Genomic DNA, 22,157 nt, shown 5'->3' on the forward strand with positions numbered 1-22,157 from the left:
ATGAACGCATTGAAGAATTTAAGCCTGATATTATTACTTTCTCTGGCATTTGCAGGCTGCCACGACAAGAGTTCCAAACTCGACGATTTCAACCAGTCGCTCTACGCTCCCGAATATGCCTCCGGCTTCGACATCAAAGGGGCGGACGGCAAGGAAAGCGTACTGATAACCGTAACGAATCCTTGGCAGGGAGCGGACAGTGTAACCACATGGTTATTTATCGCCCGCAACGGCGAAGAGATTCCCGAAGGGTTTGCCGGACAGGCGCTCGAAGGAGACGCAAAACGTATCGTGGCGATGTCTTCCACCCATATCGCCATGCTCGATGCCATCGGCGAAGTCGGGCGTGTGGCCGGCGTTTCGGGAATCGACTACATTTCCAACCCCGACATCCAAGCTCGCCGCGACAGTATCGGCGATGTCGGCTATGAAGGAAACATCAACTACGAACTGCTGCTTTCGCTCGATCCCGACCTCGTTCTGCTCTATGGGGTGAATGGAGCAAGCGCAATGGAAAGCAAGCTCGAAGAACTCGACATACCGTTCATGTATGTCGGCGACTACCTCGAAGAATCGCCACTCGGCAAAGCCGAATGGATGGTGGCACTTTCGGAAGTAGCCGGAAAACGAGGGGATGGAGAGAAAACCTTTGCAGCAATTCCTGTCAGATACAACGCTTTGAAAAAGAAAGTGGCCGACAGTGCCCTTGATGCTCCTTCGGTTATGCTTAATGTTCCCTACGGCGACTCGTGGTTCATGCCTTCAACCCAAAGTTATGCCGCCCGATTGATTGCCGATGCAGGCGGCCATTATGTCTATCAAAAAAATACGGGAAACGCTTCTGTCCCCATCGACATGGAGGAAGCCTATCTGCTTGCATCGGATGCGGACATGTGGCTGAACGTGGGAATGGCGAACTCGCTTGACGAATTGAAAGCATCGTGTCCGAAGTTTACCGACACCCGGTGTTTCAAAAACGGAAATGTATATAACAACAATGCCCGCACCAACGCCGGCGGCGGAAACGACTATTACGAGTCTGCCGTCGTGAATCCCGACATCGTGCTCCGTGACCTCGTGAAGATATTCCATCCCGAACTGGTGCAGGAAGAGTGTGTATATTACAAGCGACTGAAATAGATGCGTTCCCGTTCGACTATATTATTCTTCATATTGATTACGCTCACGGTCAGTCTTTTTTTACTGGACTTGGCCGTGGGAGCTGTCAACATTCCGATCCGCGATGTATGGGCAGCGCTGACCGGGGGAAATTGTCCCCCTGCCACGAAAAAAATCGTACTCAACATACGCCTCATAAAAGCTGTCGTGGCACTGTTGGCCGGGGCTGCCTTGTCGGTCAGCGGTCTTCAGATGCAGACCCTCTTCCGTAATCCTCTTGCCGGTCCCTATGTCCTCGGTATCAGTTCCGGTGCAAGTCTCGGCGTGGCACTCGTGGTGCTTGCCGGGATCGGTTCGTCAATAGGCATTGCCGGAGCCGCGTGGGTGGGTGCGGCTGTCGTGTTGCTCGTGATAACTGCCGTCGGACGTCGAATAAAGGATATCATGGTAATCCTGATTCTGGGTATGATGTTCTCATCGGGTGTAGGTGCTGTCGTGCAGATTTTGCAGTATTTCAGCCATGAGGAATCCCTGAAGGCTTTCGTCATCTGGACGATGGGGGCGCTCGGCGACGTGACCTTGCCGCAACTCACCCTGCTCGGTCCCTCGGTCGTTGTTGGGCTGCTATTGGCCGTATTGACCATTAAACCGCTCAACCTCCTGCTTTTCGGCGAGGAATATGCCGTAACGATGGGACTGGATATCCGGCGTTCACGCGGCCTGCTGTTTCTATCGACAACGCTGCTTGCCGGAACGATAACCGCCTTTTGCGGTCCGATAGGTTTCATCGGTCTCGCTATACCTCATGTCACAAGAATGCTTTTCCAAAACAGCGATCATCGTGTCCTTCTGCCCGGAACGATTCTTTCAGGAGCATCGATATTGCTTTTTTGCGACGTCATTTCCAAAATATTCACCTTGCCGATCAACGCCATTACAGCTCTATTGGGAATCCCAATCGTCGTATGGGTGGTTTTACGCAACAAATCCATCACCGCATGATAGAATTACAGCATTTTTCCATAGGTTATAAAGAGAACTCGTTGCTTCACGAGGTTAATGCCACGATAAAAAAAGGCCAACTGACAGCCCTTATCGGAAGAAACGGAACGGGGAAATCAACGCTGCTCCGCGCCATAGCCGGTCTGAACCGGTGTTATTCCGGAAAAATCATTCTCGACGAGCACGACATTGCTTGCATGAGAACCGAGGATATGGCAAAAACGCTGGCCGTCGTCACTACCGAACGCATGCGTATCGCCAACCTGCGGTGCAAGGATGTCGTAGCCATAGGCCGTGCTCCTTATACCAACTGGATAGGCAGGATGCAGGAGGCGGATAAGGAGATAGTCATGCAATCGCTCGTCTCTGTAGGAATGGAGGCTTACGCAAACCGCACGATGGATAAGATGTCGGATGGCGAATGCCAGCGTGTGATGATCGCCCGTGCATTGGCACAATCCACTCCCATTATCCTGCTGGACGAACCGACCTCATTTCTTGATATGCCCAACCGTTACGAGCTATGCACACTCCTTGCACGGCTCGCCCACGATGAAGGAAAGTGTATCCTATTCTCTACTCACGAACTGGACATAGCCTTGTCACTCACTGATGCAATAGCTCTTATCGATTCTCCACGACTATTATGTATGACGACGGAGAAAATGCGTCAGAGCGGCTGTATAGAGCGGCTTTTTCAAAACAGCCGGATATTGTTCGATGTTACAACAAACACTATAAAAGTAAAAAACAGTCCTATATAACTGAACGATTTTATATAGAACCAACATAAGGGGGAACAAGCTCATTTTATACTTCCAGAACGAGGAATGCTTTTACCAATACCGACCTTGCCGTGCAACACAGCTTTCCTTTCGATCACGATACAACACTGGACGATAACCTGCAAAAGGTAAACGAAAAGCTGGAGGGTATGGAAGAATACCAGGCCGAAGTGCAAGAGGAAAGCTACATCAGCGGTCTGCACCGATAACGGAAACGAATGTGAGGTGACTTCACTTCAACGCCACCTCACATTCTTATACATTACATTAAGACAACAGTTTGTCAATCATTGACTGTAGCTGTGACATATCGCAATATTGATTGATACCACCGGTATAATCCTTTGCGTGCCGGGCGGTCCGTATCAGGAACGAATCAAGTTCTATCTTTACCATATCATTCATCCGCATATTCGAAAAATGGTGTATGTATACGAATTTACCGTTACGTTCAATAAAGCAACTTGTAAAGTAATGTCCCTTATTCTCGGACACGACGACCGCATTCACCGCTTCTGCATATTTGGAAATTTCATGCAGCAATGCCGTTTGGAAATTGCGATATTCTTTTGAAACACAAGTCCCTGCGTCCTCCCCAGCCTTGGGGTTGCTATATGCACCTTACAAAGCACGCCTTATGAGGGCAAGCACAATATGGCAGGCGGAGTGAGATACACGCTTTTTTATGTACAACGGATATTTTATACCTCCGGGGACTGTTTACGGCATTCGTCCATCAAGAACTGTTCCAACTGCCGGCGATCCGGCAACTGCAACTGATAGGTCGATACGAAAAGCCGGTTATCCATGTTGCCGAGGGCGTATTCCACCATCTTCTTTCCCTTGCGGGTGCAAAGCAGGATTCCCACCGGAGGGTTGTCGCCTGGCTGCATTTCATGCTCGGCATAATAGCTGACATAGGCATTCAACTGTCCTATGTGTTCGTGGCGGAACTCGTCGTTTTTCAACTCCACAATGACGTTGCAGTGAAGCAACCGGTTGTAGAAAACGAGGTCTGCAAAATAATACTCCCCGTCTATGACGATGCGTTTCTGACGCGCCTCGAAACAGAAGCCTTTCCCCAATTCCAGCAGGAACTCCTGCAAATGCGCAATCAAGGCTTCCTCTATGTCGCTTTCCGTAAGGACATCCTTGGCTTGGAGACCGAGAAACTCGAACGTATAGGGGTCGCGTATCTGAAGAAGCGGGGTATGCCGCTCCGCCCGGCTGTCTGCAAGCATCATCGCTTTCATCTTATCCTCCGACAGCCCGACGCGGACATGGAGATTGGAGACAATCTGGCGGCGCAGTTCGCGCACGCTCCACGTCCCCCGGATACATTCCGTTTCGTAGAAAAAGCGTACCAGCGGGTCGTCCACCGTGAGCAATTCCCGGATATGCGAAAAGGAAAGCGCCGAAATCAGCTTTTCCGCCGGTGTACCGAATGCTTCGGGCAGCTTGTCCGCATACTTCCCGCCAACGGCAGGACTATGAAGCCGACACAATTTGTGCGACAGTGTCGCACAAATTGCCGTTGCCGGAGAATTATGCGACGGTGTCGCATAATTCGCGGAAACCAGCGTACCGACATGGGGATAATCCCTGTAAAACAGTCGAGAGAGCTGGAAAAGAGTGACATTCAACCCTTTCTGCCCGATATGCTGTTCCAGACTTTTCAGCAGCCTGTCGCCGTATTTGGCCCTGTCGCTGCCGTTCTGTTCGTATTCAACGATATAACACCCGATGATCCAATTCCGCAACGTGATTGCCTGATTGATGGTCTTGACCGCCAATCCCCGCATCGAATCGTCAACGGTCATGATATTTTGAGCCAACTGCTCAAAGGTCATGCTTTGCACCGAATTTGCCGTTTGTTCCATATCTACCTGTAAATCGGGAGCAAAAATACAAAAAATGCGGAAGATACAGGGTGTTTTCGTCAGGTTGTTTATCCCGGCATCGGGATTTTCCGTACATACCGTGGAAACGAACGCAAAGGCACGCCTGTCTTGCATGGTTCATCAAGGAGAGAATGGCACGGAAACGGATATTCATTAACCATAACGGAGCGAACGGATAAAGAAGAAAGGCGGCGCATCCGGAAAGAAACGGAGTGCCGGGACGGGGCGAATGATGCGAAATAAGGGGAGGGAAAATCGCTTGTATCAATATACACCTGTCCATGCTTCAGCCCGTTTCCGTTTCATAAAAAAACGGCGACCATGTTTCCGATGGCCGCCATCTGGCTGTATGGTTTCGGGGTCCCGTCAGAAGGCAAGAACGGGGCGTACAATATGATTATCGAGTGTCTTATCGCTGGTCATAAATGTTATGTAATTACTGCTCAAAACATAATGTGCGCTCTTGTTAGTATTATATTCCGATGAAGTCCGATGATAACCGTACGAAAATTCATCTTTCCCCTCCGAGGGAATTTTTTCCATCCACTTGTTCAGTGTAGTAAGAAGGTTTACCTGCCTAAAATCATGCTCATCTGCTATATCAACTTGTGAAGTCTGCCACTCCGTTTCTGCCATTTGTTGACAATCGCCCAGATTCTGATAAATATCCCACACCTGTCCGGCCGCAGGCAGGTACCAGCCCGTAGTCTTATTGCCGATGGGTATGGGGCAGGTTTTCCCGTGCTCGTCCGCCGCCTTGAAAGCGGGGAAATTATCGAAACCATTGTAATTCTCCTTGATATAGGTGTGATTATAGAAACCGCTAATATTGTTGTAACAGTCCTCCAGCGTCGTGCAGTCAGCCAGTCCCGTTTCATTCTGATTGTTAGACCATATAGCACTCTCTGCTTTCTTTACAGATACGACCAGCCTGTGCATGGCTTCCCGTCCCCCGAAGAAATCCGTCTCGGCAGAACCGAAGCGGCGTTTGTCGGTCTGGAACACGATACCGGAAGGTTCGTCGTCATCGGCAAGCTCTTCTACCTCGTGAGGCACGAGATACCAATCCGAGAGGTTTGCGGTCGGACAGAACAGGTCGCCGATGCGCACGATTTCGAGATAGTGGTAGTCTCCCTCTACCTCCTTCAGCCCGCCGTCCACCTTGCAGAGAGTGTAACAGCCCGCTTTCAGGTCATCCGCGCAGATTGCCACCTCGTAGTTGTGTACCACCTCGTCGGCCTTGTCCATATACTCGCCGTTTTGCGTATAGCCCTTATCCGGGCGGACGATGTAGCGGAGGCGGTAGTGGTAGTCGGCACTGCCTTCGCCTACGGGGTGGTCTTCGGGACGGTAAGGTTGGTCATTCCCCTCGAATTGTGCCTCCACACCGTCCAAGAAATAGAAGTCGCACTTCGTCGTTTTGGAATTGTAGCTCGTGATGTGGTAGAGCGTGCCGGGCATCTCTATGACCGCCAGCGCCATGCAGTGCTTCATGGTGAAATTCACCGCGACAGAATGCGCTTCCTTATCGACTGTCTCCACCACGCCTTTCGCCACCATGAGGTCGCTCGCCGTATAGTCGGCATATCTGCTCTGGTCTTCTTTCGGCTTCCACTCGTCGATGAGCGGCTTGAAAAAGTCCTCTGCTGTCTCCGCATAGACATCGACCTTGTTATGTGCGTCATTCTGAAAGGGGTAATACAGGAAATACTTCGTTTCCGGGGTGTGCATGAGCGTTTGCCCCTGTACGTCCCATGTGACTGTACCGTCGTCGTTCTTCTCTGCTGTCACTTTTATGTTCTGTATCCAGATTCTTCCCTCGGCATTGACGGCAAACAATCCGGCAGCATCCCCTTCGGTAAACTCGGTGGCATAGCCTTTTTCCACGGCGCGTGTCTGCGGCTCTCCGGACGACTGGTAGCCACCGTCCGTCACGGTGACGACAAGGCGTGTGCCGTCGGCAGGGTAAGCACCGTTATCCAACATATCCTCTTGGCTGCACGAGAAGGCGAGCAGCAATGCGGCGAGCAGCGTCCCGGCTATGCCGCACCGTGCCGCTTTCTTATCGGTTGTATATCGCTTGTCTGTTTTCATCGTTTTATGTTATTTCTTGATGTTCATACTTTGCGCCCGCTCAGAAGGCGAGGACGGGGCGGACATATTGTGCGGATAATCCCTTTTGATGGAAATATAATATCTTCGTAGAATTTTTGTTTTCTAAATCCCATGAAATAGCATAGCCTGCATTGCTTTCCGAAGATGTCCATATAGCCTTATCGTCGTTTTCCGGATTGAAGATGTCTGCATCCTCAATTCCCGACAGCCAACTGTTCAGGCGTGCCTTTTCCTCAACCGAAATCGAGATTGCGTCGTTGCCGACAAACTGTTCCGAGGTTTGCAGACTTTCATCCGCCAGACTCTTGATGTTTCCCAAGTTCTGGAACACATCCCACAACTGTCCGGCGGCGGGCAGATACCAGCCCGTTGTCTTCGCATCCTTAGTCAAGGCGCCGTATTGGTGCTCGGTGGCTTCCTTGAATGCGGGGTAGTCGCTGAAACCGTGTGTATCCTCGATGTGTCGGCTGTTGGCCAGCCCGCTTATATCCTTGTAGCAAAGGGACGGTCTGTTGGTTTTTGGCAGCCCGCTTTCAGGGGATTCATCGTCATTGTACCACTTGACGGAAGATGCGTTTTTCACCGCCACCACCAGCCCGCGCGGTTCGCGCCCGTACTGCCGCAATAAGGTATCCCGTTCCGCCTTGCCGAAACGGTCAGGGTGGTCTCTGAAAGTGGCGTACACGATGCCTACCACGGTCTTGCTTGCAACCGGCGTGGGTTTCGGACTGGCAATCACATACTCGCCGTCCTCTTTGATCCAACGCAGCCCGCCGTCGGAATAAGTACCGTCCGAATAGAAATAGTCGCCTATTTTCAACCGCTCCGGCAAGTAGGCAGGTTCGCCCTCTTCGTCAACTTCTTTATGCTTATTCCAAGCTGTGACATCCACGGATTCTATTATCAGTCTGTCTTCGACGATTTTTATCGTGTACGTCACATGCTCGCCCGGTTGCCATGCCTCCCTGTCCGAGAGGGAGGCGGTCAAGGTATGCCACTCAAACTGCTGGTCCTTGAAAGTCACTTCAAGTTCGGCATTTGCCAAATCCTGCGGCAGCAGCATGAAGGTCTGCGCCTCGGTCGTGATGGGCTTGTCTTCTTTTCCATTCGCAGAGATTGTGACGTTCGGGTCCAGCGAAAGCGAATAGGTGCTGTTCGGCTCGCTATAGTCTGTCCACTGAACTGTTCCCGTACCGTCGGATTGATACACCGCCTTGCCATACAACCCTTTCAGCGCGATGCGGGAAAATTTTGCATATGCCATCCCCTTACTCCCGACAAAGCTCACGGCGGTCAGCGCGTGGTGGAATGCCAAGTTCACCGTGCCGTCTTCCGTACCCCCCTTGAGGGTGGCGGGTACGGCGAAGCACAGGTCGGACTGCTGCGCCACGTCTTGCGGCACTTCATACTCATAATTCGGTGCGCCGATTGTACCCCGTTCGGGCAGGGTCAGCCCTTCAGCCCCGTAGGGCGCATAGGCGAGGAAAGTCACGTTCTGCCCTTTGCCCGGCACGAAATAGGTGTCCTTGGTGGTATAGTTCGTCCCGTCCTCTGTCGAGGCTTCGATGTTGAACATAAACTTAGGGGCTACATCCGTCCAATTCTCTTCACCGAGATGGGAATAGCCGAACACGCCGAAAGCGTCGTGAAACTTATTTTCGGTGACGGGCGTGGCGCGTGTCATCGCACGTTCAGCGTCCGCCTCTCCCTGCTGCGAGACACTGAATCGCAGCTCATTCCCCGCAGAGGGGAAGCCGTCGTACTCCTTCGTGCAGGATACCAGCAGCGCACCTGCTGCCGCGAACACCGCCACCCGGCGGAGCATTCCGGCAAATGGCAGTTCTTTCATTCGTTTCCTCATATTGCTGTATCTTTATTTGTTTCTCTTTGCCTCCCGCTGCGGGAAGTCTTCGTGACCGGGAGGGGACATTCAACCCCGCCCGGCCTGTGTGTCAGTCCGTCTACGATAGGGTAACGGACAAAAAGTCGTTAATCGTCTGTGTCATCCTTATCCGCATCCCAAGACAGGTCGGGGGTCTGATCTTTATCTATCCACTTTGCCACTTCGACCGTGAACTTAATCGGGCCGCCGAGGATCGGATCAACCGGTTCGTTCGGTTCGGGATTTTCCGGGTCAGGTTCGGGCTTTCCCGCACCCTCGGAGAAGTCGAGCGTATAGATGTACTTGTTGCCCATCTCCCACTTCGTGCCGATGCCCACAGCTACCCACGCATACTCCTCGGTGCCGTCGTCTTTTTTGGGATGAACCTGCGCACCGTCCTTGGTCTCAACATTCACCAGCACGGCGAGGTATGCGCCGCTGTTGGTATTGCCCGCCGTACCGTCCCATGCGGTCAGTTGCTGCGGAATCAGCATGGCGTTGCCGTTGGCCTTTGAATTTTCCTTATCCATAATGGTTACAGCTTCCTCACCCAACGTGATCTCAGTATCGTACTGTACCGTATAGATGGCTTTATCATCGGAAAGGTTCGACCATGCGTTTTCCTTTTCTGTAGCTGTTTCTGATACCGCCTTGTCGAAGTTGAGGTTGCCCTGCTTCTTGATATAGGCAATCTTCACGCCCTTGACCTTGTAGACATAGCCCTTGTTGTCGTTCTTTGCCTTGATTTCAATCTGCGAGAGCATGTGCTTGAAGTCGAGCTTCACGCCGTTTGCCTCGTTCGTTGATTTCTTGCCGGTAGCGGTGGCGTAGATAAGGTCTACTTGTTCTGCGATGTTATCTTTCGGCGAAAAACTGGTCAGCGTGTTGTTGTTATCGTCCAAAGCGAGTGTCATTGTACCGCTGATCCCGGTTGTCGGGGCATAGGCACGGAACGTCAGTTGGGTGTCATCGCCCGGCCAGTAGTAGAGCGGGTCGGAAATGTAAGCCTCGCCCTGCTTTCCCGTGAACTTCGCTTCCTTGAAATACGTCGCCCCTGTCGGGTCGAATGCCGACACGTTAAACTCCTCAATGTTGTTGGTCGTGATTTCGGCACCGCGCGTGAGGTTGTCCGCCGATGTGCGGAAGCCGATGCCCTTGCCCTCGTTGATACCGATCGTCTCGTCCTGCGAGCACGATGCCATGGCTATTGCCGCCACGGCCATATATGTCTGTTTTACTGTAATTTTGCGGTATAATTTAAAATTGAGAACGCAATGAAGAAAAGATTGATTGGAAATCTCGAAGTTTCCGAAATAGGAATGGGCTGCATGGGATTCTCCCACGGCTATGGCAAAGTACCCGAAGAGGGGTACGCTCTCGACGCAATACGGAAAGCGTATGAAACGGGCTGCACGTTCTTCGATACGGCAGAGGTGTATGGCGATGTCATGTTCTATCCGGGGCATAACGAGCAGTTGGTAGGAAAAGCAATCTCCGGTTTCCGCAAAGATGTCGTGCTGGCTACCAAACTGTTCATCTACTCCGAAGAGCTGTGCGGCGGGAAAAGCGTCTGCGAAGCAGTACGCACGCATTTGGAGAAATCACTGGCCAACCTGAATACGGACTATATCGACCTTTATTACCTGCATCGCATCAACGCGGAGATTCCCCTTGAAGAGGTGGCCGAAGCCATGGGAGGGCTCATCAAGAAAGGAGTTATCCGTGCGTGGGGACTGTCACAGGTAGGTGTCGAGACATTGGCCAAGGCACATGCCATCACGCCTGTCGCCGCCGTGCAGAATCTCTATTCCATGTTGGAGCGCGACTGTGAAAAGGAGATATTCCCTTATTGCATGGAACACGGTATCGGCGTCGTGCCGTTCTCCCCAATAGCCAGCGGGTTTCTTTCGGGAAAGATCCATGCCGACACGCAGTTTGAAGCCGTGGACGATGTACGGAATTTCGTTCCCCAGCTGAAAAAAGAGAATATCGAAGCAAACCTGCCCATATTGGACATCCTCCATGAATATGCAGACAAGAAAGGCGCCACGCCCGCCCAGATTTCACTGGCATGGATGCTCCACAAATATCCCAATGTCGTGCCTATTCCCGGCTCGAAGAATCAAGAGCGCATCCTTGAAAACCTCGGCGCGGCAAATGTGGAACTGACCGACGAGGAGTTCCGAATGCTGGAGGCGGCCTTGAACGCCTGTCCGGTGCACGGCCATCGCGGACATGTGGAGACCGTACAAGGTGATTTCGGGAGCAACTGGAAAAAGAAAGAGGATTGAAAGGAGATACGGACTATGAAAGAAGTAAGACTGAACAACGGGGTGATGATGCCGGCCATCGGTTTCGGCGTGTTTCAAATCCCCGAAAACGAAACGGAACGTGCTGTAAGCGACGCCCTCGAAACGGGCTACCGCCTGATAGACACGGCGGCTGCTTATTTCAATGAAGAACAGGTAGGCAATGCCATCCGCCACAGCGGACTGAAGCGAGAGGACTTGTTCGTTACCACCAAACTGTGGGTACAAGACTACGAATACGATAATGCCCTCCGGGCTTTTGACCTCTCGATGAAAAAACTCGGACTGGACTATCTTGACCTTTATCTGCTGCACAAGCCCTACGGTAACTATTACGCTGCTTGGAGAGCCTGCGAGCGGCTATACAAGGAGGGGCGTATCCGCGCCATCGGAGTAACCAGTTTCTCCAATGAACGCCTGCAAGACCTTTTCCTGCACAATGAGGTGAAGCCTGCCGTCAATCAAATAGAAACGCATCCGTTTTTCCAGCAGCAGGCTGCCAATGCGTTCTTGCAGAAAGAGGCCATCCAGCATGAGGCGTGGGCACCGTTTGCCGAAGGCAAGAACGATATTTTCAACCATCCGGTACTGAAAGAAATCGCACGGAAGCATGGCAAAAGCACGGGGCAGGTCATCTTGCGCTGGCTCAACCAGCGTAACGTGGTCGTTATCCCCAAGAGCGTGCGGAAAGAACGAATGGCGGAAAACCTCGATATTTTCGATTTTACCCTGACCGGAGAAGAGTTGCAGTCCATCGCCGCACTGGATACAGGTCGCAGCCCCATCTATGACGATATGGATTTGCCAACCGTTAAAAGCATAGGAACCCATAAAATACATGACTGACATGAAAACAATCACATTGAACAACGGTATCGAAATGCCAACATTGGGCTACGGAGTATTCCAAGTAAGCCCGAAAGAGTGCGAACGTTGCGTAACAGACGCCATACACACCGGCTACCGCCTGATAGACACGGCGCAGGCTTATTACAACGAGGAAGGCGTGGGCAACGCCATTGTCCGCCTCGGCGTGCCACGCGAGGAACTGTTTATCACCACCAAGGTGTGGATTTCCAATGCAGGTGAAGAGAAAGCGGCACGCAGCATAGACGAGTCGTTGCGCAAACTCCGTACTGACTATATAGACCTGCTGCTTGTTCACCAGCCTTTCGGCGATTATTACGGAACGTACAGGGCCATGCAAAAAGCCTATCAGGAAGGTAAAGTACGTGCTATCGGGTTGAGTAATTTCTACGGAGCCCGCTTCGTGGACTTGGCCGAGAACATGGAAGTGAAACCGGCTGTCCTGCAAGTGGAAGCGCACGTGTTTGCCCAACAGACTGCCATGCGGGAAACGATTGCGCCTTACGGTACACGTCTCATGGCATGGGGACCGCTCGCCCAAGGTGCGGACAATCTTTTCAAGGATGAAACCTTACGGGGTATCGGGGCTAAATACGGTAAGAGTAATGCACAAATTGCTCTGAAATTTTTAACGGACGAAGGTATCATCGCCATACCGAAGAGTGTGCACAAAGAACGAATGAAAGAGAATTTCGAAATTTTCGATTTCGAATTAACGGAAGAAGACAGAAAGGCAATCCACCGTCTGGACACCGGCAAGTTGAAAGTGGACCACAACGACCCTGTACTGGCAAAGTTCCTTTTGGATTACGACAAGAATTTCAATCCGGACAACTGATATGGCCTGCTTAAAGAATCCGGGATACGGCACATAACAAAGCAAGAGAGTACCGATGATAAATATCGGTACTCTCTTGCTTTCTATCTGTTTACGGACGAACCTTTGTTTTTTTCACATTTGCCGAAGAACAATTCCACCTTTGTATGTCGGTTGGCTTCCGTGGGGGCATAATCGGAAATACCGCCTTCGCCGGTCTTGGTCATCCTGTCGGGCGACAAACCCCGCTTGTTCAGCTCCGAGGCGATATAGTCGGCTCTCGAAGCACTCAAGGCATTGTTGATACCGACTGTTCCGGTCGCACTATCGGCCGCTCCCGTGACTTTAACTTTCAGACCGTATTTCTTTGCCACCCGTGCCAGTTCGTCGAGATTGACCAACTGGGAAGGGTCTGTCAGGTGCGACGTGCCGAGTTCGAAGAAAAAGAAGATGGGAGCACCGATACATTCCCGTCCGGACTGCATCAGCACGGCGTAGTCTGCCAAGGTGCTGTCGGGAAGATTCTTGAACTGTCCTGTTCCGAGGTCAAACACGCTGTCCTGCCTATGCTGCAGGCTGTCTGTCCGGCCATTCCCATTCGGGGCTTGTCCTTCCAATGGTGATTTTCCGTTCCAATGCTTGTTCTTCAACCTTGCCCGCAGGGAGTTCAGCCCGCTGTAATTGTTCCTCGGATAACCTTTGCGCCCGATAGCATCGTCATCATCGAAGAGATGGCTGTACGTGTCGAGCAATCCTTCGATTTCCAGTATCTTCTTCAGCTCGGCCAGCGTCCGGCTATCCTTGTCATGCTGTCCCGCGTAGCGGCTATTCTGTTCCGACAGTACATTGATATAATCGACGAGCTGCCGGTCGCGGCGGATATAGGGGCTTGGGTCTATGGCCCGTTTCCAGCCGACCTTGCCGATATGGAAAGAGAATCCGGCAGTGAATGAAAGCATGTGGTCGCCTAACCGATTCGCCTTGCCATACCCGTCGAAGTTTTGGAAGGTGGTCGTACCGGAGAGTTCCATGAGGGCGCTTACCCTTTTGGAAATGCGATACTGCCCTTGTATGCCGTAGGAGATTGCAAACGGGTTATGCCCGTTGGTCGCATGGTGCAGCAGTCCGATACCCGCAAAGGGTGCCAGATGCCAGCGCACCAGTTTCTGCCGGACATAGCTGCCGCCAAGCACATTCCACAGCAGATCCGCATGGAGATAATGGTACTCCTGCACGGCCAGCGTGCCGTCCTTGAACTGCAACCCGTTGTAATTTATGCGTGCACCTACCCACGGGGTAAACCACTTGCCGAAGGCAAGGCTGTACGAGGGTTTCAACCTCCCGAACAGGTCTTCGCAACCGAGCGGCGTGCCGAGAAAGGCTGTCGCACCTCCGGCGATACTGACAAACCAATTGCCGTTTCCCCGTGCCGGAACGACCACTCCGTCAAGGTATGAGGGCTGTAACGGCTGCAGCAGTTCTGTGTCATCGTAACGGTACGTGCGGTGTACAGTATCCCTTTCCGCGGGTTGTACATCCGCACGGGCTTGCAGCGAACAAAGCGCCGCAATAATGAAAATGATATTTTTCGTCATATTCTTATATCCTTAATTTGTTGTTTATCCGATTCTTTATTATAAATCTTGCCATTCAACGCTTGGGCTTCTTGCCGATGGAAGGGCGCATCATGCGGCTCGCCATCCTCATGCAGCGAAGCGCCCATGCCCGGTTGTCCTCGTCTTCATCACGTCCCCATTTGAGGTCGCTTCCGCCACCTCCTCCGCCACGTGTTTCGGCAAACGTGGTGGCATCATCGACCATACCGAGAAAGAGCATCGTGGCGCAGCGCATGACTTCCGCTCCCCGTTCCGCCACGGAACGCACGAGCGTGTCGTCGAAAAGTTGCCGTTCGGAAGGCTTCATCCGTGCCGACAGTTCCCTCCACTCATTGACTATATTTTCCAGCATGGCGTCCTTGAGCAGGCTGTCCACTTTGGAGTGGACATCACGGGAGTATTCGTAGGCTTCCTCCTTGAGCTGTTCCGTGCGTTCCTCAATGGTATCCATGTTTGCCTTGAGGTCGGAAAGCTGTCGGTCGGCGGTCTGCAGCTTCTCCTGTTTGTCTGCCAGTTTCCCTTGGATAGCGGCCAGTTCTTTTTCAAGTTTTTCTTTCTCGGCAGATAGGGTCAAAGCATCACCTTTCCGGGTATCCATATCATTTTCGAGTGCCGACAGTTGAGCCTCTTTTTCGCTCTTCTCCCTTTTCAAGTTTTCCACCATCGAGGTCAAGCCTTTGACTCTGCGCTCTGCCAGCCGAATGTCCGAATGGAGGGCGGACAGGACTTCCTGATGCCGGCCAATCTGTTGCTCAATGGTGGTACATTCTTCCGAGAGCATACGGCGGTATTCTTCCGTCGTCCTGTGCCGTGCGCCGGTCTCGGCGACGCTCCGGCCTCTCTCCATTCCCCACTTCGTGTTGACCTCGGCGAAAAAGTCCGTATGGAGCTGTTTCATCCTCGCGCTATATTCGAACTTGTCCTTTCCGGCGAATATCTCCTTGTACGCAAACCTCCCGTCCTTGATTGGCAGAAGCGTGCAATGCACGTGCGGGTTCAATTCGTCGAGGTGTACAATGAAGGCGGCTATATTCTGCTCGCCGTATCTGCCGCAAACGAATGCATAGACATCCTTCGCCCAACGTTCGATGTCGCTCTTCCTTTTGATGCGGGTATTGTCCGCACCTTTTTCAAAATCCACCTTCTGCGTGCCGAAAGCGAGTTCGTGCATCCGCTCCCGCGAACCGCCGAAAATGATGTTTACCACCGTGCGGTATTTCGGTTCAACCAGTCCCTCGTTGGGGTCTTTGATCCCGCGACGACCCAATATGTCCGCTATCCGTTCCGGGATATTGCGGCTCGTGTCGATGGGGCGAACCTTGCCTCCGGGCACAATCTCGAAGTTCAGATGTTTGCGGGTGGGGTCGTAGTTGCCCTTGCTCATGGCGTACTTCTCCGCCTCTTCGCTGCGATTACGCAGATGTTCGTTGCCTTGGGCGGCGGTGATCCCTTTCGACACCTGAACGTCGAGAACCTGTTTTGCATTTGCCATACTGTTTCCGTGTTGTTTCGGACAATTCTCCGTGTCCCAGCTTGCTGCTTGCATGGACACTTCTCCCTGCGACGTCAGTCAGCAGGGGTATTAGGCTCCCCCTTCCCTTTGTTCAGTGGCAGACGGGCAAGCCCGGATGCCTGCTATAACTGGAAGGATATTTGAACCTGAACCGGGGAGAATTGCCCGTGGTTATACAATCTCTGTCCGCGAATCCCCGTTCAGTTTTCCTCCTGCGCCTTCGCCAGAAGCGATAAAAAGGGTTTGCGAAGCGATTCAAGGCGTTCCGTCTCTTCGTCCGTACCGAAGCCTGTCCCGTCCGGTTTTCCGTCGATAACAAGCTCTGCAAGCTCTTTCGAGGCCTCGATGAACGCCGCCCATTCCCCGCCGAGGTCGAGCCGGAAGAACTGCACGAGCGGCGAGCCGTCGTCGAACCTCGATTTACGCAGAACCCGCCAGAGGGCGGCATGGGCAATACATTCCAAGACGGTCTCACACAGTCGTTCTTCCGACCGGACGGTCTGTGCCGATGCCGTGCCGGAATGACTGTCCGGACAGATACGACTGTCCCGTCCGGCTATATCCGTCAAGGTCTGGCGCATGATTTGTCCACATGACTTGCCCACATCGAAAGAGGTTGCTTTGCCGATTATCCAGTCGTACAATGCTTCCTGTATCCTTGTGGCAAAGTCCGCTTCTTCCTGTCCGCTGTCCGGCATGGCAGGCGTGCCGGTCCGCAGGGGCATGGTAATGACGACGCTTTTTGCCAGCCGGATGCGTTCCAACTGTCCGAGCGCTTCGAGCGTGTCCAGAAACGAGCGGACAGTAGCCCGATGCCAATGCCACTCCGATGCAAGGTCGGAAACGGTTACATGGCACTGGCAGGGAGAGAGGTCGTAGTCCTGCCTTCTTAAAAACGGGGAGACGAAACCTGCCAGCGATTTATCCAACAAATCGCAGTAGGCTTCCGTCCTCGTTTTCCGCTCGCCGACTTTTTCTTTCAAGTAGTCGAACACTTCCACGTTCGCCAGTATGGCGGCGGGCGCTTCATTTCTATTTCTCATTTTCATTCTGTTTTTGATGATTCATAATGTGCGGATAGTTTCAGGTTGCCATTATCCGCATTATCGTGGCAGCCTCGCGTGATGATACTATGATAACTGTCGGCTAATGCTCCGGGACATTCCAGCCATTCGAGGAATTTGCGTATGTCTGTCTTTTCGGACATGACCCTTGCCGACGGGTAGAACAGGGCAGCCAAAAGAACAAAGGCGATGGTTACGGCCATCGTGTACAGATGCGGCACGAAGCCGATGACCAATGCCAAGAGCGCAAACCAGACGAAACGTTTCGGCCGGTCGAGCAAACCGCGCATCCATCGGTCCGCCCGTCGGAAAGAGGCCCATGCGGCACACACGATGGTAGATGGCACGATACCGAACTCGCCGGGGTGTCCACTCGTATAGACATAATGAAAGAGGAGCAGTACGATAAGCAGCACATGGGCGTACAGCCTGCGGGCCTTTTCGCTCCACACCATTTTATCGTAGAATCTTGCCATGAAGCAACGCCTGCTTCTGTACAACAGTGCCGGAAGGACGACAGGCATTGCAAGAAATACAAATTGTAATATAATCCAGGTCATAACAGGTAATAGGGTTTTGAAGGTATATGAACGGGCCGTACCACGAGTTCCAATCGGACAATCCCGTGGGTGGCCAAGCGGATAATGTTCTCGGTGTCTTCGGCTGTCAGGGACGACGCGCCTTTCTTCATCCGGGATTTGAATGTGCCGTTCTGCTTACGATATGTAGCCAGTGCCGTGTCCAGATCATGCTCCGGAATCGTCCACGTCATGCCCTTTTCGTATGGTTCATGCGGTTTGTAGGCCCGCAGTACCAGCGTGCGGGTCACAAGGAAGTCGGTCCGGGTGTTTCTCGGAATGACGTGTTCCTTGTAGAAGTTGTCATCGGCCACTTCTATCCACGTGCGGTACGTGTCGATGCAGAAAACCATCTGGCGATATATCGTGTTTCGCATAGGGCCTGTTTTACATGAAATCCAACAACACGTCTTCCTGATTCTTTTTGTACTTGAAGCTGCCGTTCCCGGCGTGGAGTTTCAGGTCGAGACACAGGTCGCCGTACATCAGTTCCAGCGAATCGTAAATGGTCGCGATGATACGGTTTACCTTGCCGTCCGCGTCTGTCCGGGCGTTCATCTTGAACATCTGCCCGAAAGCGGGATTGGAGTAGGCACAGGTGCTATGACCGGATTTCTCCAGTCCGACCGGCACATGGTGGTAGAGTGTAATCAGCTCCATGTCGTCCTCGAATATGTCCATGACCTCCTCCAGATCATAGGGGTCCCGCAGCGGGAATGTGAGCAGAACATAGTCACCGTAGAACTGCGGCTCCTCCATCGTTGCCACATTGAGAAGCTGCGGCATTTGCAGGGGTACGAACGACATGAAGTCATCCAGAAAGTGTCGTAACATAATCATATATCGTTTATTTTGTGAATAGGCTTTTACAACGAGGCGATGAATATCTCCATGAGCATACCGGGCAGTTCGTCCAGCCGGTCGCCCTCCGACGGCAGGATTCTGCGCAGCTTCTCGAATGCGGCGGGCGTTTCTGCGGCCATCCTGTAAAGGGTTTCCTTATCTTCCGGGGACAATAGCGTCATACAGAGGCCGTCCAAGGAAGCGTAGGGCTGTAGAATCATCCAGACATAGGCTTGTGCCTGTTCGGGCGTTACGACCTTCCCACGGCGTATGTTGTCAAGACAGGCACGCACGTTCTGGATCAGCCGACGGTCGGTACGTAAGGCCATGTATATCGTGGCGTCCTTGTAAGTGATTTCTTTGCGTCCGGCAGCGAAAAACACTTCGGAACAGCACTTCTCCGTGTCACGGGTGATGTCGGCCATATTCGCTTCGCCAAGCTCGTGCAACCCGGACAGGAAAGCCCGAAAAGCGGCATCCTCCCTTTCGATGAATTTTTTGAGGTCGCCGTTCCCGTGTATTCTATTGTTCAGGGTTTCGGCAAGCACGTTACGATATGCTGACAGAATTTGCTCCTTGTTACCCCGACAGGCCGGACGTTTATCCAATTCTGCGAAAAACGGACGGATTTCTTCGGCGGAACGATGCAGTTCCACGTCTCCGGTATAGGGAGAGAAACGTTCTTTCAGAATCAGCACTTCTTTATAGGTGCGAGGTTTCGACATCGCCAACCGGGAAAGTTCCGCACGGACGGAATCGTGCAGCAGAATGTACTCCTCTCGTATGTCGGAATGTGCCCGATAGGCCGTGTCCCGGCGCATGGCTGCGGTCACGGAATCTTTCAGGGTCTGCCACTTCCCGATATATGCGGTCAAATCCTCAAAGGAAAGTTCTTTTTGCCCGCGTGTTTCGGACAGATACTCCCGGTACAGAGCGGCTGGAGTGGGTTGAGCTTCAACCAGTGATTTGCCGTTCGGACCATCGCACGATGTAAGTGTAAAAATGGCAATCGGAACGGCAGAAAGTCCAGCAATCGAGAGTACAATTTTTAAGTATTGATTTTTACAATTCATAGTTCATTTTGTATTTTACAGCACAAATCTAAGTATTCTTTTCAAGATGACAAGCGCCGAAAATTGTTTTATAAACTATTTTTAACATAGCACTTAATAGTTTGATTTTCAATGAAAATAAGTGAAAGAAACGAAGGGCACAGAAAGCCCTTCATATCATTTTCGTTCAAAGTATGGTTTAGTTTAAAATAAAACTCTTATATTTGTACTTATTCTTATAGAAGTGCACAATGATATGGCAAAAGTAGGTTACATATTCAAGGCGGATCGTTACGACGGATTCGAGGCTGATAAAGAGTGGATGCAGAAATACGGTTGTGTACAAGTGATAGAGGAACTTGTCGAAAACGAGGCTCTGCGCCCCAGATGGAAACAGCTTGTAGCGAATCTCGAAAGAGGTGACGAGATTGTCGTGGCCAAATTCAGCAACGCTCTCCGTGGGTCGCGCGAATTGTCCGCGTTTATTGAGTTGTGCCGAATCAAAGTGGTGCGTATCATTTCCATCCATGACCGGATCGACTCGCGGGGAAAACTGTTCCCCGAAACGACGGCAGCCGATGTACTGGATATGTTCGGGGCGCTTCCCGAAGAGGTGGCGGTATTGCGGTATTCGTCCGCACATGTCATGAATCTGCAACAGAAAGCGAAGGTCCCGAGAAAAACGATGAAGGCGATGGATAAGGCCGACCGGGAGAATACCATCGTTGATATGTATGTCAACGGTCATTCTTTCGAGGACATCATGGCGGTAAGCGGGTACAACAGTCGGAGTTCGGTGTTCAGTGTGCTCAACCGGCACGGGGTAAAGCTCAATAGGGGAAAATTCAAAGGACCGTTGGGCAAACGTAAACCGAAAGACGGGCAATGAGCCTTTGTACTCGCCGGATTAAAATGGAATATTTTTTGAGAATCAGGGCTATATGTTTTCTGTTCTCGTTGATTTTTAGTATCTTTATATTAACTTTAAGTAGTATAGAATATGGGAGAACTTATCGTTTTTATAGTGGTTTTCTATGTTATCGGAAAGATTCTGAAAGCTATATTCGGTGGTTTCAGCAAGAGTGATTACCATCATGACCGATAAATGGTGATCGGGTGTTTGCCTGCCTTGACTGCAGGATACGGATTTGTATGTTTTTTATGTTTCTCTCCTTTTATCGGCGGCTTTCCGATTGTTTGGTTCGTGCCGAAGGAACACCGTGAGATAAAGGTGGATTATCGTTTTCCGTAACATTATCAGGCTGGCAATCCAGACGACAAAGAGATATGTTATTATCTTTGCAACGGATTTTATAATAAAACAGTATGACAAAAGCAGATATTATTGCCCGGATCGCACAGGAGACCGGAATAGAAAAGTCGGTAGCGACAACTGTAGTAGAGGCATTCATGGAGAGTGTCAGGGAGTCGATGATTGCCGGGAACGAGGTGTTCCTGCGAGGATTCGGAAGTTTCATCATCAAACAAAGGGCAGAGAAAAAGGCTCGTAACATTTCAAAGAATACGACCATCGTGATTCCGGCTCACTCTGTTCCTGCGTTCAAGCCTGCAAAGACATTCTTAGATGCGGTAAAAGAGGGAAAATAAAGAAAGTATAAACGGTTTTCTTCATAGTGTGTCGGGAGACCGTTGTACAATGGTTATACAGGATAACACGATACCGCGACTGTCTTTTGCGGACGGTTGCGGTATTTATTTTGCCGTATGCTATAAAAAAGGAAGTGGCACAAAGAGCCGCCGATGAAAGCCGACTCTTTGTGTTCCCTTGCTTAATCCGTCACCTCGTAATAATAACTTAACTCGTCATCTTTCAGGTTCTCTACCGCATATTGACCTGCCTGTTCCCAAAGGGTATTGTAAAGTGTCGCAAATTCCGGTTTCGTTTCATAATACTGCCAGATTTTATGATTGAGTACCAATATCAGTTCCGTGAGGTATTTATAGTTATTTTTCCATTCCTCGAAAGCACGTTTGAAAGTGTCTTGTATAGCTGACAGACCGAATCGGTCCGCTATTGAGAAGTCCTCCCAAAAAGTTGTCTGTAATTCGTAACCGTTTTCTCGCATAAATTCTCTAAATGTCATACGCTTTAAATTTTAAGTTTGAACTATTTTTTGTTTTTCCCTTTGGTACAATCTCGTACCGAGAGGCTGGTTATTTTTCTGCCACAGGATTGACGGTCAGTCCAGACAAGGAGGCAACGGGAAATACGCTCTCCAACGAAGTCGGAGAGGAAGATTTTCCGGTTGCAAGCGCCAGCGGTCCTTGCCGGGACTGGCAGCCGGCAATCGAACTTTGCAGAAAAAATAAGCGGGCTTTCGGCATGGAGTGTGTCTGGGGAACGGCTGTAAGGAGTAAAATGGGGAAGCTAAGGTGTTATAAGAGGATTGCTTTCCGGTTGGTTAGCCGGAGTACAATGGGGTACGGAATACGCTTCGATAAAAGGGAAAGAGTCATGAAGATATAAAAGGGTAATTCCGGCAAAAGGATTCAGGACACATCTATTGCCAATGTATCCCGAACCCGTACCGGTCATTATCTGTACCGAATGTTTAGGAGACCCACTCGTAACCTTCGTCCGTCAGTTCAAAATATTCGTCCATTCCCGGTTTCACAAAAAAACATGAGATAAAAAAGGAACGAAGCCGATTATAAAAGGTGACGGTTCTGTGT

The 22,157-nt window shown here is 51.2% G+C and carries 22 protein-coding genes and 1 pseudogene; 10 read left to right on the top strand and 13 right to left on the bottom strand.

The window, feature by feature from the left end; all coding sequences use genetic code 11:
- The 4 genes from BACPLE_RS11965 to BACPLE_RS19340 all read left to right on the top strand — a co-directional run bounded on the left by BACPLE_RS11965 (window position 1) and on the right by BACPLE_RS19340 (window position 3,115).
- A complete protein-coding gene (locus BACPLE_RS11965; RefSeq protein WP_007562249.1) occupies window positions 1-1,140 on the top strand; it encodes an ABC transporter substrate-binding protein in 1,140 nt (379 codons plus the stop codon).
- Window positions 1,141-2,121: an iron ABC transporter permease gene (locus BACPLE_RS11970; RefSeq protein WP_007562251.1), complete on the top strand. Its 981-nt coding sequence runs from the start codon at window positions 1,141-1,143 to the stop codon at window positions 2,119-2,121.
- Window positions 2,118-2,885: an ABC transporter ATP-binding protein gene (locus tag BACPLE_RS11975; RefSeq protein ID WP_007562253.1), complete on the top strand. Its 768-nt coding sequence runs from the start codon at window positions 2,118-2,120 to the stop codon at window positions 2,883-2,885. The genes BACPLE_RS11970 and BACPLE_RS11975 overlap by 4 nt, the downstream gene beginning before the upstream one ends.
- Before the next feature lie 92 nt (window positions 2,886-2,977).
- The gene (locus BACPLE_RS19340) at window positions 2,978-3,115 is read left to right on the top strand and encodes a hypothetical protein (protein ID WP_007562255.1); all 138 of its coding nucleotides are present in this window, start codon (window positions 2,978-2,980) and stop codon (window positions 3,113-3,115) included.
- A 58-nt stretch (window positions 3,116-3,173) separates the two neighbouring features.
- On the opposite strand, the pseudogene BACPLE_RS18920 reads toward BACPLE_RS19340, so the two are convergent.
- Window positions 3,174-3,497: pseudogene (locus BACPLE_RS18920) on the bottom strand (hypothetical protein); the annotation flags it as partial.
- A gap of 110 nt (window positions 3,498-3,607) precedes the next feature.
- On the bottom strand, window positions 3,608-4,786 hold the full coding sequence (locus BACPLE_RS11985) for a PDDEXK nuclease domain-containing protein (RefSeq protein WP_316928365.1): 1,179 nt from the start codon (window positions 4,784-4,786) through the stop codon (window positions 3,608-3,610).
- A gap of 34 nt (window positions 4,787-4,820) precedes the next feature.
- Here BACPLE_RS11985 and BACPLE_RS19345 point away from each other — a divergent pair, with 34 nt between their 5' ends.
- On the top strand, window positions 4,821-4,964 hold the full coding sequence (locus BACPLE_RS19345; protein ID WP_155268265.1) for a hypothetical protein: 144 nt from the start codon (window positions 4,821-4,823) through the stop codon (window positions 4,962-4,964).
- 209 nt (window positions 4,965-5,173) lie between these two features.
- Here BACPLE_RS19345 and BACPLE_RS11990 read toward each other — a convergent pair whose 3' ends face one another.
- From BACPLE_RS11990 to BACPLE_RS12000, 3 genes are all read right to left on the bottom strand, one after another.
- Window positions 5,174-6,901, bottom strand: a complete 1,728-nt coding sequence (locus tag BACPLE_RS11990) for a fimbrillin family protein (RefSeq protein WP_007562261.1) — start codon at window positions 6,899-6,901, stop codon at window positions 5,174-5,176.
- Window positions 6,902-6,941: 40 nt separating this feature from the next.
- Entirely contained in the window at window positions 6,942-8,771 is a 1,830-nt protein-coding gene (locus tag BACPLE_RS11995; RefSeq protein ID WP_032953668.1) for a fimbrillin family protein, read from the bottom strand.
- 140 nt (window positions 8,772-8,911) lie between these two features.
- Entirely contained in the window at window positions 8,912-10,027 is a 1,116-nt protein-coding gene (locus BACPLE_RS12000; protein ID WP_007562264.1) for a fimbrillin family protein, read from the bottom strand.
- 51 nt (window positions 10,028-10,078) lie between these two features.
- Here BACPLE_RS12000 and BACPLE_RS12005 point away from each other — a divergent pair, with 51 nt between their 5' ends.
- From BACPLE_RS12005 to BACPLE_RS12015, 3 genes are read left to right on the top strand one after another with little or no spacing between them, the layout of a single operon-like run.
- A complete protein-coding gene (locus BACPLE_RS12005; protein WP_007562266.1) occupies window positions 10,079-11,095 on the top strand; it encodes an aldo/keto reductase in 1,017 nt (338 codons plus the stop codon).
- Between the two features lie 15 nt (window positions 11,096-11,110).
- Complete coding sequence (locus tag BACPLE_RS12010; RefSeq protein WP_007562268.1) at window positions 11,111-11,959, top strand: aldo/keto reductase; 849 nt, start codon at window positions 11,111-11,113, stop codon at window positions 11,957-11,959.
- A 1-nt stretch (window position 11,960) separates the two neighbouring features.
- Window positions 11,961-12,818, top strand: a complete 858-nt coding sequence (locus tag BACPLE_RS12015) for an aldo/keto reductase (protein ID WP_032953690.1) — start codon at window positions 11,961-11,963, stop codon at window positions 12,816-12,818.
- Between the two features lie 83 nt (window positions 12,819-12,901).
- Here BACPLE_RS12015 and BACPLE_RS12020 read toward each other — a convergent pair whose 3' ends face one another.
- From BACPLE_RS12020 to BACPLE_RS12050, 7 genes are all read right to left on the bottom strand, one after another.
- Complete coding sequence (locus BACPLE_RS12020) at window positions 12,902-14,392, bottom strand: OmpA family protein (RefSeq protein ID WP_007562273.1); 1,491 nt, start codon at window positions 14,390-14,392, stop codon at window positions 12,902-12,904.
- A 55-nt stretch (window positions 14,393-14,447) separates the two neighbouring features.
- Window positions 14,448-15,905, bottom strand: coding sequence for a MobV family relaxase (gene mobV, locus BACPLE_RS12025; RefSeq protein ID WP_032953667.1), 1,458 nt, complete (start codon window positions 15,903-15,905; stop codon window positions 14,448-14,450).
- A gap of 221 nt (window positions 15,906-16,126) precedes the next feature.
- Window positions 16,127-16,969 carry a hypothetical protein gene (locus tag BACPLE_RS12030; protein WP_032953689.1) on the bottom strand — a complete coding sequence of 281 codons (843 nt, stop codon included), beginning with the start codon at window positions 16,967-16,969 and terminating at the stop codon, window positions 16,127-16,129.
- Window positions 16,970-16,971: 2 nt separating this feature from the next.
- Complete coding sequence (locus BACPLE_RS12035) at window positions 16,972-17,550, bottom strand: hypothetical protein (protein WP_005777186.1); 579 nt, start codon at window positions 17,548-17,550, stop codon at window positions 16,972-16,974.
- Complete coding sequence (locus tag BACPLE_RS12040) at window positions 17,547-17,945, bottom strand: hypothetical protein (protein ID WP_171030608.1); 399 nt, start codon at window positions 17,943-17,945, stop codon at window positions 17,547-17,549. Before BACPLE_RS12040 ends, BACPLE_RS12035 begins: the two co-directional genes overlap by 4 nt.
- A 10-nt stretch (window positions 17,946-17,955) precedes the next feature.
- Window positions 17,956-18,408: a hypothetical protein gene (locus BACPLE_RS12045; protein ID WP_004289490.1), complete on the bottom strand. Its 453-nt coding sequence runs from the start codon at window positions 18,406-18,408 to the stop codon at window positions 17,956-17,958.
- A 26-nt stretch (window positions 18,409-18,434) separates the two neighbouring features.
- On the bottom strand, window positions 18,435-19,484 hold the full coding sequence (locus BACPLE_RS12050; RefSeq protein ID WP_007562281.1) for a hypothetical protein: 1,050 nt from the start codon (window positions 19,482-19,484) through the stop codon (window positions 18,435-18,437).
- 235 nt (window positions 19,485-19,719) lie between these two features.
- Between BACPLE_RS12050 and BACPLE_RS12055 the strand changes: the two genes are divergently transcribed.
- Together BACPLE_RS12055 and BACPLE_RS12060 are read left to right on the top strand one after the other, a co-directional pair.
- Window positions 19,720-20,352: a recombinase family protein gene (locus BACPLE_RS12055; protein ID WP_004289492.1), complete on the top strand. Its 633-nt coding sequence runs from the start codon at window positions 19,720-19,722 to the stop codon at window positions 20,350-20,352.
- A gap of 437 nt (window positions 20,353-20,789) precedes the next feature.
- Window positions 20,790-21,071 carry an HU family DNA-binding protein gene (locus BACPLE_RS12060; RefSeq protein ID WP_005777181.1) on the top strand — a complete coding sequence of 94 codons (282 nt, stop codon included), beginning with the start codon at window positions 20,790-20,792 and terminating at the stop codon, window positions 21,069-21,071.
- A gap of 182 nt (window positions 21,072-21,253) precedes the next feature.
- On the opposite strand, the gene BACPLE_RS12065 is transcribed toward BACPLE_RS12060, so the two are convergent.
- Window positions 21,254-21,568, bottom strand: a complete 315-nt coding sequence (locus BACPLE_RS12065) for a hypothetical protein (protein ID WP_004289495.1) — start codon at window positions 21,566-21,568, stop codon at window positions 21,254-21,256.
- Window positions 21,569-22,157 lie beyond the last annotated feature (589 nt).

The organism is Phocaeicola plebeius DSM 17135, assembly GCF_000187895.1.
GTDB lineage: Bacteria > Bacteroidota > Bacteroidia > Bacteroidales > Bacteroidaceae > Phocaeicola > Phocaeicola plebeius.